The organism is Saccharopolyspora galaxeae (genome assembly GCF_016526145.1).
GTDB lineage: Bacteria > Actinomycetota > Actinomycetes > Mycobacteriales > Pseudonocardiaceae > Saccharopolyspora_C > Saccharopolyspora_C galaxeae.
The window spans coordinates 847703-864273 of the sequence record NZ_JADDUE010000001.1 but is presented as its reverse complement, the minus strand read 5'-3'; the positions used below and the strand labels follow the sequence as shown (position 1 = coordinate 864273).

The 16571-nt window shown below is 70.8% G+C and carries 9 protein-coding genes; 1 reads left to right on the top strand and 8 read right to left on the bottom strand.

Features of this window, described 5'->3' with window-relative positions:
• Window positions 1-2 precede the first annotated feature (2 nt).
• The 6 genes from INP57_RS03845 to eccD all read right to left on the bottom strand — a co-directional run bounded on the left by INP57_RS03845 (window position 3) and on the right by eccD (window position 7086).
• Window positions 3-2738, bottom strand: a complete 2736-nt coding sequence (locus tag INP57_RS03845; protein ID WP_200068561.1) for a hypothetical protein — start codon at window positions 2736-2738, stop codon at window positions 3-5.
• A gap of 66 nt (window positions 2739-2804) precedes the next feature.
• The gene (locus tag INP57_RS03840) at window positions 2805-3251 is read right to left on the bottom strand and encodes a DUF2563 family protein (protein ID WP_307849889.1); all 447 of its coding nucleotides are present in this window, start codon (window positions 3249-3251) and stop codon (window positions 2805-2807) included.
• 122 nt (window positions 3252-3373) lie between these two features.
• Entirely contained in the window at window positions 3374-3673 is a 300-nt protein-coding gene (locus INP57_RS03835) for a WXG100 family type VII secretion target (protein WP_200068560.1), read from the bottom strand.
• Window positions 3674-3729: 56 nt separating this feature from the next.
• Window positions 3730-4059 (bottom strand): hypothetical protein, encoded by a 330-nt coding sequence (locus INP57_RS03830; protein ID WP_200068559.1) that lies wholly within the window; start codon window positions 4057-4059, stop codon window positions 3730-3732.
• A 181-nt stretch (window positions 4060-4240) separates the two neighbouring features.
• Entirely contained in the window at window positions 4241-5680 is a 1440-nt protein-coding gene (eccB, locus tag INP57_RS03825) for a type VII secretion protein EccB (RefSeq protein ID WP_200068558.1), read from the bottom strand.
• Window positions 5680-7086 carry a type VII secretion integral membrane protein EccD gene (gene eccD, locus INP57_RS03820; protein WP_200068557.1) on the bottom strand — a complete coding sequence of 469 codons (1407 nt, stop codon included), beginning with the start codon at window positions 7084-7086 and terminating at the stop codon, window positions 5680-5682. Before eccD ends, eccB begins: the two co-directional genes overlap by 1 nt.
• Window positions 7087-7223: 137 nt before the next feature.
• Here eccD and eccCa point away from each other — a divergent pair, with 137 nt between their 5' ends.
• Window positions 7224-11219: a type VII secretion protein EccCa gene (eccCa, locus tag INP57_RS03815; protein ID WP_200068556.1), complete on the top strand. Its 3996-nt coding sequence runs from the start codon at window positions 7224-7226 to the stop codon at window positions 11217-11219.
• Window positions 11220-11302: 83 nt separating this feature from the next.
• Here the strand turns inward: eccCa and mycP are convergent, their stop codons facing one another.
• Together mycP and INP57_RS03805 are read right to left on the bottom strand one after the other, a co-directional pair.
• Entirely contained in the window at window positions 11303-12586 is a 1284-nt protein-coding gene (mycP, locus tag INP57_RS03810; RefSeq protein WP_307849888.1) for a type VII secretion-associated serine protease mycosin, read from the bottom strand.
• Window positions 12583-16404 (bottom strand): hypothetical protein, encoded by a 3822-nt coding sequence (locus tag INP57_RS03805; protein WP_200068555.1) that lies wholly within the window; start codon window positions 16402-16404, stop codon window positions 12583-12585. Before INP57_RS03805 ends, mycP begins: the two co-directional genes overlap by 4 nt.
• Window positions 16405-16571: the final 167 nt, after the last annotated feature.

The window sequence follows — 16571 nt, the reverse complement described above, 5'->3', positions numbered from 1 at the left end:
GTTCAGCTCCGTCCGATCACCGGCGGGGGGTTGTCCTCGTTCTGATCGTCCCAGGTGCCGTCGTCGGCCTTCATCCAGATCTGCGGCTCGCGTTCCTGGCCCTGCTGCCCGGCACCGGCGCCGCCCATACCGCCCATCGGCGACATCGGCATCCCGCCGCCGCCCATGCCACCGCCTTGCCCGGCACCGCCACCGGTGCCGCCACCGGCCGGTGGCCCGGCGGGCTGCCCGCCGGGCGGGGCGAGGCCCTGCTTGCCTGCCATGTCGGTGTCGAACTGCGCGACAGGCCCGCCCGAGCCGCCTGCACCGCCACCCGAACCACCGCCAGCGCCGCCACCGGAGCCGCCGCCCATCGAGGAGAGCGCGTCGTCGGCGGACTTGCGGGCCGAATCCAACGCCGAGCTGTCCCCGCCGCTGGCGCCGCCCGGATCACCGCCCGCGAGGAAATCGTCCATTGCGGACGGTCCGCCGCCGAGCCCGCTGATCGCTTCGTCGGCGGACTTGCGCGCCTCGTCCAGCGCCTGCTGCGCGGCCGGGTTCGCGGCGTCCTGCTTGGCATCGTTGAAGGTTTTGTCCAGCGCTTGCTGGGTTTCCTCCGGCGTCGGCGGGGTGCCGTCCTGGCCCAGCTGGTTGATCGCGTCGTTCGCGGACTGGTGCGCGTTCTGGAGGGCTTGTTGCGCAGCCGGGTCGGTGGTCTTCGCCGCCACGTCGCCGATCGCGTCGTTGGCGGAGCGCTGGGCCTCCGCACCGGTCGCACCACCGGGATCGCCGCCCTGGTCGGACAAGCCCTTGATCGCTTCGTTCGCGGACTGGCGCGCGTCCTGCAACGCCTGCTGCGCCTGCGGATCGCTCGCCTGCGCGGCCGCCTCGCCGAGCGAGTTGTCGACGGCGTGCTGCGCTTCCTGCGCGGTCGCGGGCGTGCCGTCCTCGCCCAGGCCCTTGATCGCCTCGTTCGCCGACTGGCGCGCGTCCTGCAACGCCTGCTGCGCCTGCGGATCGTCCGTTTTGGACATCGCTTCGTCGATCGCGCCCGTGGCGGCGTGCTGTGCTTCCTGTCCGGTGGGCTGGTCGCCGCCGGGGCCGCCGGACTCGGTGGTCGGGTTCTTCAGGTCGTTGATCGCTTCGTTGGCGCTGTTGCGTGCGTCGTCCAGCGCCTGGTCGTCCTGGTTGTTCTGGCCGTCCTGCTTGTTCTGGCCGTTCTGGTCGCCCTGGCCGCCGCTGCCGCCGTCCTTGCCGCCGCTGTCGCCGCCCGAACCACCGCCTTGCCCGCCGGAGTCGCCGCCCGGTCCGCCGGACTCGGTGTTCGGGTTCTGCATCTCGTCGATCGCGTCGTTCGCGGACTGGCGGGCCTGGTCCAGCTTTTCGTTGTTCTGGCCGCCACCGGTCTGGCCGCCGCTGCTGCCCTGGCTCTGACCCTTGCCCTTGCCGCCGCTCTGGTTGCCGCCGGTGCTGTTCGGGCCACCGCCGGTGCCCATCCCGGTCGGAACGGCACCGCCACCGGACTGGTCGCCGCCGGACCCGCCGGACTGATCACTACCGCCGCCGGAGCCGCCTTCCGAACCACCTGGGCCCTGGTTCGCCATGTCGTTGATCGCTTCGTCCGCCTCGGCCTTGGCCTGCTGCCTTGCCTGGTCGTCGGACTGCTGGTTCCCGCCGGACTGGTCATTGCCGCCGGTCTGGTCGTTCCCACCAGACTGGCTGTTCCCGCCGGACTGGTCATTCCCACCAGACTGGCTGTTCCCACCAGACTGGCTGTTCCCGCCGGACTGGTCATTCCCACCGGTCTGGTTGTTGCCACCTGTCTGGTTGTTCCCACCAGACTGATCATTGCCACCGGTCTGGTTGTTGCCACCGGACTGGCTGTTCCCACCAGACTGATCATTCCCACCGGTCTGGTTGTTACCACCAGACTGATCATTGCCACCGGACTGGTTGTTCCCGCCGGACTGGTCATTGCCGCCGGACTGGTCATTCCCACCAGACTGATCATTGCCACCGGACTGGTCGTTCCCACCGGACTGGTCGTTCCCACCGGACTGATCGTTCCCACCGGTATTGCCGCCCGAACCAGTCCCGGCCCCATCCGTGGACAACGCGATGTGCAGCGGCTGCAGCTCTTGGCCGCGGTTGCTGTACTTGTCGACGAGCTCGCTCAGCAGCTTCTTGAGGTCTTCGAGCAGGCCCTTCTCACTCGCGTCGACCGCCTCGTTGATCTTGCTGGCGCCCTCTTCGGCCGCGTTCGTGCCGGAATAGCTGTTGGAGATCTCGTCGGTGGTGGTGGCCAGCTCCTCGTGCGCATCGTTGAGCGCCTGCCACCAGTTCGCGGCGAAAAGCTGAATGTCGTGGCCGATGTTGCCGACCGTGGTGCCGTATGCCTGGCTCTTGAGCGTGTTGTAGAGGTCTTCGCTCTGCTTGAACAGGTCGGTCGCGTACTTGTTGAACGCGTCCCCGGCCTCGCCCTGCATGTGGTCGCCGACCCGCTTGATCAGCCCGTTGAACTGCTCGTTGATCTCACCGAGCCGCTCGGTGGCCTTGTTGAAGGCGTCTTCCAGCTTGTACCAGTCCTCGGCCGCGCGGTTGCCGGAAAGATCGGCGTGCTCGCCGTCGGCCGCACCGTTGTGCGTGATGTCCGCCGTGGCGGCGTCGATTTCCTCCCAGCTGCCGTACTGATCGACAGCCATCGACGGCGCGGAGGCGTTGTACACGCCCACCGTGGAATTCTGCTGATCTTCCGCCATAGCGAATGTTCCTCACCAGCGCGGCCGCGACACCGGCGGCAGCTTCGTGATCGATCGGGACCGGAGTCAGGCCTGCAAGGTGTCGTTGTAACCGTCACCGTCGCCCGCGTTGTCCTCGGGCTTGATGTTCGGGTCTTCGCTGAAGTTGTGCTGCTCGCTCTCGGTGCCCTTGTCCAGGCTCGCGACCGAGCTGTCGATGTTGCGCTGCATGTCATCGACCTTGGTCTTCATCTTCGCAGCGTTCTCGCCGTCCATGTTCTCGAAATCACGAGCAATCGTGGACAGCTGCGTCTCCATTTCCTCGAGCACGTTCTTCATGCGCTCGGCGTGCGCCACCAGGCCGTTGCGGCGGTCGTCGACGACCCGCTCCAGCCACTGCGCGGTCTCGAACTTGCCTGCGTTCGGCCAGTGCTCCTTCAGCGACTGGAAGGCGCTCATGTCGCTCATGAGCTTGCCGATCTCCTTAGCGGCCTTGTCGATTTCCTCGGAATCGAATGCGGTGCCGTCGGCCACGGTAATTCTCTCCGATCACTGCGCGTTCCGGAATTGCGGTGGGACGCACCGGCGTCCCGGGGTAATCGGACGAGGAAAGCCGAGCCACCATCGGCCCGGCTCTCGTCGCCGCGGCGGACGAGTCAGGCGAACTGGCCCATCTGCTTGCCGCCCTGCTTGTCGGTGTCCTGCATGTTGCCGGTACCGCTGTTCACGTTCTGCTGCTGCTGCGTGAGGTACTCGCCGAAGCCGTTCAGGGACTGCTTCAGCTTCTCCGCCGAGGCGTTGTAGCCCTGCGCGGACTCACCGGTCCAGCCGTTCTGCTGGAGCTGCTGGGCCTGGCTGATGAGCTTGTTGGCCTCGTCGCGGATGTGGTCGACGGTCTTCTTCATGTCCTGCTGCGCCTGCTGCAGGGCCTCGTAGTCGTAAACCTTGGGAGCCACGGGAAAACACCCTTCCTGGAGAGAGAACGGCCTGAGCGGAGATCAGGCGGGAACGGTCAGCTGGGGATGAAGCTGGCCATGTCCGCGGACTGGACCGGCTTGCTGGCGGAGCGGTCCTGCTCGTCCTGGTCGCCGGAGACCTTGCGCATCTGCTGCGCCATCGACTCCAGGTCGGCCAGCACGCTGTTCTTCAGCTTCTGCACGGACTGCTCGTACTGCTCCAGCAGCGCGTCGGTCATCTCGTTCTTGCTGGCCTGCTGCACGCTGTCGATGCGGGTCTTGAGCTGGTCCAGCTCGGTCTGGATGTCCTGCCGGGTCGTGTCGTGCTGGGAAGCCTGCCGCTGGATCTCGGGCAGATCGATGTTCACGTTGCCGTTGTTGGCCACCACAACCTCCTGGTGAAGCGGGGTATCCGGTTTTCGGAAGCCGACGGCCGCAGGACACAGGTCGACTTCCTACCGTCGGCCAGCTTATTCGGGTGATCTCGGGTGAAAGCCGTGCTGCTCGTCCGATCGTCGTCCTTTAGGGACTTCCCTCGGGACCGCTTCGGACGAGTTCCGGCACGGGTCAGGGCTGCTCATTCGGCTGCGGCGTCTGGACCTGGACCGCACCGGAGCTGGTCAGCATCGGACCCGCAGGCAACAAGTCCAGCAATTCATCCGGAATTTGCACGGCTGAAGTCGGCGAGTAACCGAGTCCTTCCACCACCTTGTCGTCGGCGAGCGGGTATTTCGTCCCGGTATCGGTGATCAGGAAGGCAGCGCCCGGCTGCGCCCCGGGTGCGGGCAGGCTCTTGGCCAGCACACCGCGTCCCGCGGGTAGCGAGATCTTGTCCGCCATCGACCCGGAAACGTGCTCGGCCAGCGCCACTGAACCCGCGTCGACCTCCGATGTGGACTGCATCTCCACGGTCACCTTCAGATCCCCGGTGCCGGACGGGGAGTAACGGGCGCAGGGCTGCGCATCCGGGGGCGGCACCACGGCTTGCGGCGGCACCGGCGGAAAACCGCCGACCAGGTCCGGACCGCCCGAATCGGGCACGCTCGTCAGCGCCGTGGGACCGGCCTGGAGCACGCTCACCTGCCCGCCCGGGTAGGCGGACTGCACCGCCGGGGACGCCAGGGCCAGCGCGGCGCTGGTCCGGTTCAGCGCCGTCTTGCCGTCCTCGCGCACCAGGTAGAACTGGTCGGATTCGGTCGCCGGGTTGCGCACCTCGTAGACCTGCCCGACCTTGCTCGGCTTGCCGTCGATCACCGGTCCCGGCGAGCCCGCGCCCTCGATCGCGGGCAGCGCGAGGTCGCGCCCGGCGGGAATCGGATCCAGCCAGGCCGTCGAGACCTGCAACGGGGTGACGTTGCCATAGGGCAGCGCGTCCAGCGTCCGCTGATCCGGGACCTTGTAGCGCTTGCCGTTCCACACCAGGTGCACGGCGTTGTCCGGGGTGCTCACCAGCAGCCCCTGCCCGTCCGATGTGGACTTCCCTGGCCGGTTGCCGAACTTCAGCGTCACCACCGGATCGGTGGGCTTCGGGCGCGCCGCGCCCGGCTGCACGCATACCGTCCACGGCCCGGTTTCCAGGGTCTGCGCGGTCGGGATCGAGTCCGGCGCGCCGGGAATGCCGATCGGCTGGCCGACTGGGGTTCCCTCCAGCGACTGCTGCGAAACCGACTGCACCGTGCCGCCGGAGTCGCCCGCGGCCAGCCGGGCCGATGAGTAGTTCAGCACCGGGCGCAGCTGGCCGCCGAGGTAGACGAACTGCGCGCCGCTGTCCTTGTTCACCACGATCGAGCCGTCCTGCTGCCAGGCCGTGCTCTTGCCGGGCTTGAACAGTCCGAGGATGCCGAAGATCGCCATCAGCAGGACGCTCACCAGCACCCCGAACACGATGCCGTTGCGGATCCGCTTGTTCGGCATCTCCAGCGCGTCCGGTTTGCCGTGCGTCACGGCCGAAACCAGCCGCCCGACGACGAAGAAGTATGCCTGGACCTGATCCCTGCGCGACTGCATCAGCCCGCGAGCCCCCGCATCATCGAGAAGACGTTGAGCACCTGGAGCAGCAGTGGCAGCGCCGCCACCGCGGTCAGCGTCTCGAAGATGTCCGCGGCCCTGCCCCAGTACGGGCGCAGCCGCCGCCCGGGCAGGAACTCACCGAACACCAGCATCAGCGTGCCGACCAGCAGCACCGGCAGCCAGAACGCGACCAGCCGCAGCAGCGACTCCTGGCTGAACGCCAGCAGCAGCACCACCAGCACCAGGCTGAGCCCACCCGGCACGATGAGCGACCAGCGCTGCACCGCCCCTTCCGGGTGCCGCGCGCGCAGGAACAGCAGCACCGCGGTGACCGCGAAGAACACCAGCGTCCACACGTCGCTACCGGTCAGCGGCGCGAGCACCAGCAGCGTCTGCGCCGCGCCGAGTCCGGTGTAGAGCGCCTTCGAGTAGCCGAAGGTCAGCGCCCCGCGGTCCACCACCAGCTGGTACGGCACCGGCTCGATGTCCTCGCCGAGCTCGCTGCTGTTGCCGGGCAGCATCGGTAGCGACAATCCGGAGAGCCGGAACGACAGCGACGGGATGAACAGCGCCGCGACCAGCGTCAGCAGCAGCCCGATCGCGCCCGCCGCGTGCGGCTGCACCGGAGCGGTCGAGCCGATCAGCGCGGTGCCGCCGACCGCGGTGACGAAAGTGATCGCACCGGTGAACAGCAGCGCCGAATCGGCCACCGCGAGCACGCCGACGACCAGCGCGACCAGCGCGCCGGCGCATCCGCAGGCCAGCATCACGACCGGCGTGGCCACCGGATCCAGCGCCAGCAGCAAGGAAATTCCGGTGAGCGCGGCATATCCGGCGCCGACTCCGGCCAGCAACGTGGCGACCACCGGATTCGCCGCTCCCCGCGCCACCAGCGCGCTCGCGCCGAGCAGCAGCACCGTGATGCCACCGGCGATGGAGAACTGCGGGAACACCGGCGCCGCACCGATCAGCAGCGGAAAGCCCAGCAGCAGCAACAACAATGCGCCGGCGCGCAGCATCCAGCGGGTGCGCTCCGGGTTCCAGGTGCCCGCGCCCCGCGACACCTGCTCACCGACGCCGTCGACCAGGTCGTCGTAGTCGATCGGGGCGAGCTCGCCTGCGCGGGGTCGCAAGTGGACGGTTTCGCCGTCCAGCAGCCCGAGCTCGGCGATCGTGCGGTCCTCGTCCAGGGCTTGCTCGCCGACGCGCTGGACGATCCAGCCCTCGTGGTCGGCGCCCTGCTCGATCCACTCCGCACCGAATTGCGGCAGGACCGCGGGTAGTAGGTCGGCCAGCGGCACTTCGGTGGGCAGCGCCACGTCCGTCGCCTGCTTGCCGAGGACGAACCGTAGCCTCCCGGACTCGGTTGTGCGATGCTGAGTCTGCTCTTCCGAAAACGCCATCTGGTGCCGGAGGTCCTTCCTGCCAGGGTTGGAGACCGTGACCCGGCCAGGAACGTACGCGGCCCGCGCGCGCACGCGAGGTGCTCCGGCACCCGGGACCGCGAGTCTGGGGTTTTCTTTCACCAAAGGGAGAGTGTGTGAGCACGGTGTTGTTCGCTCGGCGGTCCCGGCGCCCGAAGCCGACCGCACCGAGCGAAGAGATAGAGATCCAGGAGCCGCCCGCAGTACCCGAGTCCACCGACGGTGGGCTCAGCGGCGTGCTGATGTACGCGCCGATGGGCCTGAGTTCGCTGGCGATGGTCATGATGTTCGTGCGCCCGGGTTCCGGCACGATGGCCTACATCGGCGGCGGCGTGATGGCGCTCTCGGCGGTCGGCATGATCGTCTCGCAGATGCTGCGGAGTTCGGTCACCCACAAGCAGAAGCTCCAAGGGCACCGGCGGGACTACATCCGCTACCTGTCGCAGACCCGCCGCCGGGTGCGCGAAGCGCTCGCCACCCAGCAGCAGGCGGCGCGCTGGATCCACCCGTCGCCCCGGTCGCTGTGGTCGCTGGCGCTGGGATACCGGCTGTGGGAGCGGCGCCCGGCGCACGACGACTTCGGCGAAGTCCGGCTGGGACTGGGCAAGCAGCGGTCGTCGGTGAAGCTGACGCCGCCGGACAGCAAACCCGTCGAGGACCTGGAGCCGCTGGCGGCGCACGCGCTGCGGCGGTTCCTGCGCGCCTACACGACGCTGTCGCACTCCCCGATCGCGGTTTACCTGCGCGGGTTCGGGCAGATCCGGTTCCGCGGTGACGCGCAGCACGTGCGCGGGCTGGTGCGGGCGATGCTGGCGCAGCTGGCGACCGCGCACGCGCCCGGCGACGTGCAGGTCGCGCTGTGCGCCAGCGGGGACCGCCAGGATGCCTGGGACTGGCTGAAGTGGTTGCCGCACAACCAATCCCCGGACAGCCGGGACGCGGCCGGTTCGCGGCGGCTGATCGCCGAATCCATCGGGGCGATGGAGGAACTGCTCGGCGGCGGGGCGTTCACCTCGCGGCCGCGGTTCGAACCGGACACTCCGATCACCGCGAACGAACCGTTCGTGGTGATCGTCCTCGACGGGGTGCAGCTGCCCCCGGACCACCGGGCCGGGGACGAGGGCTACCGCAACGCGGTGGTGCTCGACGTCGGGGAATCCCTGCCGTGGCAGGCGAAACCGGGCGCGCTGTTCCTGGACGTGGAGGAAGAGCTGGTCAGCACCGTGTCGTTCGACCGGCTCGGCAAGCCGCACAACACCGAGTTGTGCGTACCGGACCGGCTCAGCACCATCGGCTCCTCCGCGCTGGCGCGCACCATGGCGCGCTACCGCGTCGGAGAAGCGTCCAACGAGTCGGACGAGCCGCTCACCGGCGACTACGACATGGCCGGACTGCTCGGGATCGGCGACGTGCGCACCTTCGACCCGGTCAAGTACCGCCGCGAGCGGTCCACCGCCAAGCGCAGGCTGCGGGTGCCGATCGGCATCGGCGGCGGCGGTGCTCCGCTGGAACTGGACATCAAGGAATCCGCTGAGGACGGAATGGGCCCGCACGGGCTGTGCATCGGCGCGACCGGCTCCGGCAAGAGCGAACTGCTGCGGACCCTGGTGGCGGCGCTGGCAGCCACGCATTCCTCGGAGGAGCTCAACTTCGTGCTCGTCGACTTCAAGGGCGGTGCGGCGTTCCTCGGGTTCGACCAGCTGCCGCACACCTCGGCGGTGATCACGAACCTGGCCGACGAGCTGGAGCTGGTCGACCGGATGCAGGACGCGCTCACCGGCGAGCTCAACCGCCGCCAGGAGCACCTGCGCGCCTCCGGCAACTACGCCTCGCGGCGCGACTACGAGGCGGCCCGCGCGCAGGGTGCGCAGCTGGAACCGATGCCCGCGCTGTTCATCGTGGTCGACGAGTTCAGCGAGATGCTCTCCAGCAAACCCGAGTTCGTCGACGTGTTCGCGATGATCGGCCGGCTCGGCCGGAGCCTCGGGGTGCACCTGCTGCTGGCCTCGCAGCGGCTCGACGAGGGCCGCATCCACAAGATCGAGACGCACCTGTCCTACAAGATCGGGCTGCGCACCTTCTCCGCGATGGAGAGCCGCAGCGTGCTCGGGGTGCCGGACGCCTACGAGTTGCCGACCAGCCCCGGCAACGGCTACCTGCGTCCGGACACCACGAATCTGGTGCGGTTCAAGGGCGCCTACGTCTCCGGCCCGTACCGGTCGAGCAAGCGCCAGCGCACCACCCGGGCGAAGGCCGAACAGCAGGTCGTGTCGTTCGGCACCGGCTACGTCGAACCGACCGCGGCACCGCAGCAGGAGCCGGAACCGGAGCCGGCACCCGACGAGCCCGCGCAGTCCATGCTCGAAGTGCTGATCGAGCGGCTGCGCGACATCGGTCCCCGTGCGCACCAGGTCTGGCTGCCGCCGCTGAAGACCTCGCCGACCCTGGACCAGCTGCTGCCGCCGCTGGTCGACCACGGTGAGCTCGGGCCGCGTCCGGTCGGCGACCTGGAGACGGCGGGCCTGCAGATCCCGGCGGGTCTGGTGGACCTGCCTGCGCAGCAGCGCCGCGAACTGCTCGAAGCGGACCTGTCCGGCAGCAAGGGCAACGTGGCCGTGGTCGGCGGGCCGCAGACCGGCAAGAGCACGATGCTGCGCACCATGCTCAGCTCGCTGGCGCTCACGCACAGCGCCGCTGAAGTGCAGTTCTACTGCCTGGACTTCGGCGGCACGCTCAGCTCGCTGGCGAAGATGCCGCACGTGGGCAGCATGGCCAACCGGCTGGACAAGGACCGCGTCACCCGCACCGTGCTGGAGATGACGAACCTGCTGGCCCGGCGGGAAGCGCTGTTCGCCGAGCACAACATCGACTCGATGACCAGCTACCGGCGCGCTCGCCGGGAAGGCCGGTTCCACCAGGACGACCCGTACGGCGACGTGTTCCTGGTGGTCGACGGCTGGTACACGATCCGGCAGGACTTCGAGGAGCTCGAGGACCGGTTCACCGAGCTCGCCGCGCGCGGCCTGAGCTTCGGCATCCACCTGCTGGTCGCCACCAACCGCTGGTCGGAGATGCGGCCGTGGCTGCGGGACGTGCTGGGCACCCGGTATGAGCTGCGGCTCGGCGACCCGGTCGACTCGGAGGTCAACAGCAGGCTGGCCGCGACCGTGCCGAACATTCCCGGCCGCGGGCTGACCACCGACAAGCTGCACTTCCTGGCGGCGCTGCCGCGCATCGACGGGACGTCGGACACCGAAGACCTCGCCGATGCCACCACCGAGCTGTCCGAGGCGCTGGCCCAGCCGGGCGCGCCGCGGGCTCCGCAGGTGCGGATGCTGCCGACGATGCTCTCGGCGAGCGACCTGCCCGACCCGGTGCGGCCGACGCCGCAGGCGGTCGTCCGGGTGCCGCTGGGCATCGAGGACGTCGGCCTGTCCACCCAGTGGTACGACTTCGACGCCAGCCCGCACCTGCTGGTCTACGGCGATGCGGAGACCGGCAAGACCAGCGTCCTGCGGCACATCGCCCGCTCGATCACCGCCGCCTACGGCCCGGGCGAGGCGCGGGTGATGTTCGGCGACTTCCAGCGCGAGCTGCACGACTCGATCCCGCCGGAGAACCAGATCGAGTACGCGGTCGGTGCGGATGCGCTGGGCAAGTCCATCGCGGGCGCCGCGGTCGGGCTGGAGAAGCGCATCCCCGGGCCGGAGATCAGCCCGAGCCGGTTGCCGAAGCGGGACTGGTGGCAGGGCGGCCGGCTGTTCGTCATCATCGATGACTTCCAGCTGGCCGAGAGCGGTTTCGGCGGCGGGGTGCTGGAACCGCTGATGCCGCTGATCCCGCACGGCGCGGACATCGGGGTGCACGTGATCATCGCGCGCAGCACGTCCGGTGCCGCGCGGTCGATGTCGAACCCGGTGATCCGGCGGATGTGGGAGCTCGGGACACCGGGGTTGCTGCTGTCCTGCCCGAAGGACGAGGGCATGTTCCTGGGCAACCTGCGTCCGCGCACCTTGTTGCCGGGCCGCGCCCAGTACGTCAACCGCCGCCGCTCGGTCCGCCTGGTCCAAACCCCGCTGACCGAGGGCACCAACCCGAAGTCGAAGGACTAGGGAGTGCTTTGAAGTGAGCGGGCCGCCCACCCGTTGCGGGTGAGCGGCCCGCTCGCTCGGTTCCGAATGCAGCGGGCGGGCGGTCAGCCGCTGGGGGTGGAGACCGGCTGCTGCTCGGCGTCCGGTTCGGTTTCGGAACGGTCCGGACGCACCCGCACCACCCGCGCCGGGCTCCAGCCGCGCCGGTTGCCCGCCGCGCCGAGCCGGAAGACGAGCACCAGCGCCAGGATCACCACCACGGCAGCACCGCCACCGAGCAGCGCCAGTCGCGGCCCCAGATCGTCTTCCAGCCGCGCCGAAGCCGGTTTCGGCGACGGCGGCACCACGGTCCGCCCGACGCCGCCTTCGCCGTTCACCACCGAGGAGACCGCGGCGGTCGGGTTCACCGTCCCCCAGCCCAGCGCCGGGTCCGGCAGCGCCGTCGCCGGATGGCTGGCCGTCATCTCCAGCCGCTGCTTGACCTGCGCGGCGTTCAGCTCGGGGTGGTACGCGCGCACCAGCGCGGCGGTGCCCGCCACGAACGGCGCCGCGTAGCTGGTGCCGCTGCCCTGCCAGTGCCCCGGCCCGTGCGGCCCGGTGCTGACCACGTCCACGCCCGGCGCCACCAGCGACAGGTACGGCCCGGTCTGGGAGAACGCCGCATGGTTGCCTGCGGAATCGATCGCCCCCACCGCGATCACCCCTGGGTAGGACGCGGGATAAGTGACCGGGTCGCCCTTCTGCGCACCGTTCGCGGCGGAGGCGATCAGCGAGACGTCCCGCTCGGCGGCGTAGCGCACCGCATCGGCCAGTTGCGGATCCGGCGCGTTGGAGCTCGCCGAGACGTTGATCACCTGGGCGCCGGAATCCACTGCCGCCCGGATGCCGCGGGCCAGCGCGGCAGGGGTGAAGGTGTTGCCGGTCTGCTCCTCGGTACCCGTGGCCACCCGGATCGGCACGATCTGCACGCCGGGTGCGACGCCGGTGAACCCGGTGCCTTCGGCGGGCGATGCGCCGATGATCCCGGCCACGAACGTGCCGTGCCCGAAGCAGTCGTCGGCGGCCGGCCCGTTCGCCGGGCCGCCCATCACGTCCGCGCCGGGCAGCACCTTGCCCGCGAGCTGCGGCGTCCGCGCATCCACACCGGTGTCCACCACGGCGACCTTGATGCCCTTGCCCTCGGTGATGTCCCAGATGCGCTCGGGTGCCAGCAGCTGCTGGCCCCACGGAGTGCCCTCGTAGGTCACCGTCGGCGCCTGGATGCAGTTCTGCCCCGAGTTCGGCAGCGGCGGCGGATCGCCTTGCGCCGCAGCGGGAACGGCCACCGCGGGCAGCAGTCCTCCCGCCAGCGCCAGGCAGACGGCGGTGCGCTGCGCGCGCCCGGTCACGACTGCCCCGCCGAAGTTCCGGCGGTGGCCAACTGCTCGTCCACGGCGTGCTCCTCGGGCGCCACGACCATCGACCTGGTGAGCCGGGCGACCACGTCGGAGTCCTCCACCTGCCGCAGCGAGGCGCGCTGCCGCCTGGCCAGCGCCCGGTCCAGTTTGGACAGAGCGGCCCGGTCCCGTTCGTCCAATTCGGACCCGGTGGAACGTTCGTCCGGGGCGAGTTCGCGGAACAGCACCGCGGCCCGCGGGGCCGTCGGGCCGTCGTCCTCGTCGATGCCGTCCTCGGATTCCGCTGCTTCGCGCACGGCCAGCGTCTTGAACCGGGTGCCCGCGAGGAACACGACCTCGTCCACCGGACGGTTCAACACCAGCTCCGAGGTGCGGCGCGCCTTGGACGGCCAGATCAGCACATCGACGTGCGCACCGGGCACGGTCACGTCGAGGTTCATGCTCGCGCTGAGGAACCCCGGCTCCACCAGCAGCGAGCCGGGTTCGGAGCGCCCCTCGACCGAGTCCGCCACGGTGCACTGCCGCAGCACCGGCCTGCGGTGCGTCGGCAGCCGCCGCATCCCGGAGACCAGGCATGGCAGGTGGCTTTCCAGCGCGGTGGCGGAGCCGCTGCGCACCGCCGAGTTGAGTTCGCCCGCCCCGCCGTCGCCGAGTCCGAGGTACAGGCACACCGCGACGTAGTCGGCTTTGGCGCCGGAGTCGTCGGAGTGGCGCAGCGAAGGCCAGGTCGCCATGGCGGCGTTCACGGTCGCCAGCGCGTCGGAGTACGCCTCGCCCGCGGCCGCCGCGAAGCGGTTCTGCTCGCCGGTGGTGCTCTTGCGGTCCTTGACCTTCGACGCCTGAGCCGGATCCGGCGGGGCCTCTTCGACGGGCGCGGCCTGCTCGGCCGCTTGCTCGGAGCCGCCGACCGGGTCCAGCCGCACGGTGGTCGACTGGCCCGGCCCGCTCACGACGCCGGGCACCTGGGGTTCGGCAGCGCGTCCGGCTTCCGGAGCCGCCGGGTTCCGCGGGCCCGCGGGTCCGGGCGCTGCCGGAGGCGCGGGCGCGTTCGGGTTCGGCCGGGGGTTGGGACTCGGCTGGGCGTTCGGATGTCCCGCGGGGTTCGGCGGTGTCGGCGCGTTCGGAGCCGCCGGGCCGCCGCTCGGGTTGGCGCGACCGTTCGGGGTCACCGGGCCGTTCGGGTTCGGCGCAGCGTTCGGGTTCGGCGCAGCGTTCGGGGACGCCACCGGATTGTTCGGAACACCCGGATTGTTCGGCGCCGCCGGACCGTTCCGATGCGCCGGGCCATGCGGGGCGACCGGACCACCCGGAGTCGCCACGGGATTCGGCCCGCTCGGCGGATGCTGGTTGATCGGGCGGTTCTGCTCGATCGGCACGTTCGGGCCGGGCGGCCTGTTCCGGTTCGCCGGGCCGTTGGGCGCGGCCGGACCGTTGGGCGCGGCCGGGCCGTTCGCCGCACCCGGACCTTGCGGCGCGGCCGGACCGGCGGGATTGGCCGAACCGCCCCGATTCGGCGGCTCGCCCGGAACCGGGCGACCGGCGGCGTTCGCGGGATTGTGCGGATGCCCGGGATTGGGGGACTGAGGATTGTGGGGACGGACAGGGCTGTTGCGGCTCATCGGGCGGTCCGCACCGGCTGGGCCGACCGGGCTCGCGGGACCGTTCGGAGTCGCCGGGCCGTTCGGGCCCGGCCTGCCGACCGGGCTCGCGGGAACGTCCGGACCCGCCTGCGGATTCCGGCCGACCGGACGGTTCTGCTCGGTCGGCGCGTCCGGACCGGTCTGCGGGGGCTCGCCGACCGGGCGGTTCTGCTTCGTCGGCTCGTCCGGACCGTCCGAATCGGACTCCGCCGATTCCGGCGTGACGTCCGGATTTTCCGGGGTTTCCCGGTCCTGCGGTTCGGAGGGCTCCGACTGCTCGGCGGACTCGGGCGAATCGGGCGGCGTTGCCCGCGCAGCGGAATCCGATCGGGACGGCGCCCCGGACACGGTCGAGACCGGCGGGGCGGACATCGTCACGATGGGCGCAGCCGGCGCCGCCTGCGGCGATTGCGCATCCGGCTTGCCGAGCGCCTGGGTCTGACCGGCCGAGGGCACCTGCGGTTCGGCCGCAGGCGATCGCCCGGTGCCGGATTGCGCGCCGCCCGGCGGCTGCCCGGCCGCGGACGCCGGATCGGACTGCGCAGATTCCGGCGCCTGCCCGGAGCCGGTCCCCGCCGGTCCGGGCTGAGCCGAATCCGATCGCGCGGCCGTTCCCGGCTGCGCCGGCCCGGACTGCTCGGCGGGGGACTCGGCCGAGCCGGGCTGCACGACACCGGGCTGCACGACACCGGGCCGGGGGCCACCGGAACCCGACAGCCCGGGTTCCGACTGCGCATCACCGGCCGGTGCGCCGCCGGACCGAGCACTGTCGGCCTGGCCACGACCGGATGCCGCACCACCGCCGGATTCCGTCCCGGTGACGGTGCTGCCCTCCGGCTTACCCACCGAACCGTCCGAAGTGGACTGCGCAGGCGTCTCGGCCGGGAGGTCCATCCGCACCCCGGCCGCGGAGCCGATCTTGCGCAGCCGCGCCGCGGTGTCGTGCTCGAGCTTTCCCGGCGCACGCAGCCGCACGGTCGCACGCCGCCCCGGGTCGAGCTTGTTCAGCAGCGCTTCGACGGCGGTGAGCAGCGCATCGTCCACCGCCTCCCCTGCGGTGCCCACGTTCAGCACCCACTCGTCCGGGCTGAACGGCACGGCCCTTGCGGCCGTTTCCGGGGCCAGCTCCGACCCGGTCCCGTGCAGCACGATCCCGGACGGCACCACATCGGCCAGCACCCCGCTGTCATCGGTGTCCGCGGCGAGGCGGTAGGAGCGCGGCCCGTAGCGCCGCCAGCCCGGCGGCGGCTCCGCGATGTCGAGCACTTCCTGGTCACCGGCCCCGGCGGGCTGGCGCAGCACCGTCGCGAACGGGCGGAACCGCTGCTGCCCGGACGCCTCCAGCAGGACCGTCGCGCAGGCGCCGCCCGCGTTTGCCAGTTCCGCGCCCGCGGTGAAGGTGAGCGGCCTGGACAGGCGCAGCGCCAGTTCCGCCATCCACTGGTGCCTGCCCGCGTCGGCGACCAGCGGGACCAGCATGAGCCCCGCCCGCGCGGTCTCCGGCAGCTGCTTGACCACGCCGCCGACCGCTTCCGGCGAGACCTGCCCGCCGAGCAGCAGCTTCGGGAACCGGGAGGAGACCGCGACCCGCGCCGCCAGCTGCGCGGCCGCCTGCGGCGATCTCCGCGCGTCGTGCACCAGTGCGCCCGCGGGCATCGGTTCCACGGCGGCGGATCCGTGCACCAGCCGCTGGGCGGGCATCGACCGCTCCCAGCCCGGGACCGGGTAGCGGGTGCTGAACAGCAGGGGCCGGTTGTTCGCGCGGAACCGGTACCAGCCGCTGCCACCCGCGGCACGTCCGGCGTAGGCGCCGGTGCCGGGCGCCGTCGCGGGTTGCACGTCCGGCAGCACCACGTCGATGCCGAGCTGCTGGGAAAGCCGGCCCGCCAGCTCGGCGCGGCCGCCGAGAGCGGTGAGCCACAGCACGCGCGGAGCCTGCTCCGCGGCCTTCACCACCGGCCCGAGCAGTGCGGGCAGTTCTCCGGGCAGCTCGGGAACCTGCTGCGCCGCACGGGAAACGGCTACGAACAGCTCGTTCGGGGTGGCCGGTAGCTGCGCCAAGAAGGCCCGCTCGGTCGCGGTCTCGTCCCGGCGCCGGACGAGCACGTGCGAACCGCACCGCTCGGTTACCAGCGAACCGCGCGACTGACCTGCTGACGCCTGCTGCATCTCCACTCCCATCGAGCACAAGTGGCTCGAAGTGACGCTTCTACGGGTCCGACCGCCGGAGTATCACCGTTGCGCCAACGGTCCACGCGCAGCATCGGGCGGGGACAGGCTGCTGGCGGGGTATCCCTCACTTCCCGCGGTGAAGCGCGGGTTCATCCCGGAGGCCC

Bases quoted from the DNA above. Each gene is read 5' to 3' on its own strand.
- INP57_RS03845 (WP_200068561.1), bottom strand. From the start codon at position 2,738: ATGGCGGAAGATCAGCAGAATTCCACGGTGGGCGTGTACAACGCCTCC.
- eccB (WP_200068558.1), bottom strand. From the start codon at position 5,680: ATGCAGTCGCGCAGGGATCAGGTCCAGGCATACTTCTTCGTCGTCGGG.
- eccD (WP_200068557.1), bottom strand. From the start codon at position 7,086: ATGGCGTTTTCGGAAGAGCAGACTCAGCATCGCACAACCGAGTCCGGG.
- INP57_RS03805 (WP_200068555.1), bottom strand. From the start codon at position 16,404: ATGCAGCAGGCGTCAGCAGGTCAGTCGCGCGGTTCGCTGGTAACCGAG.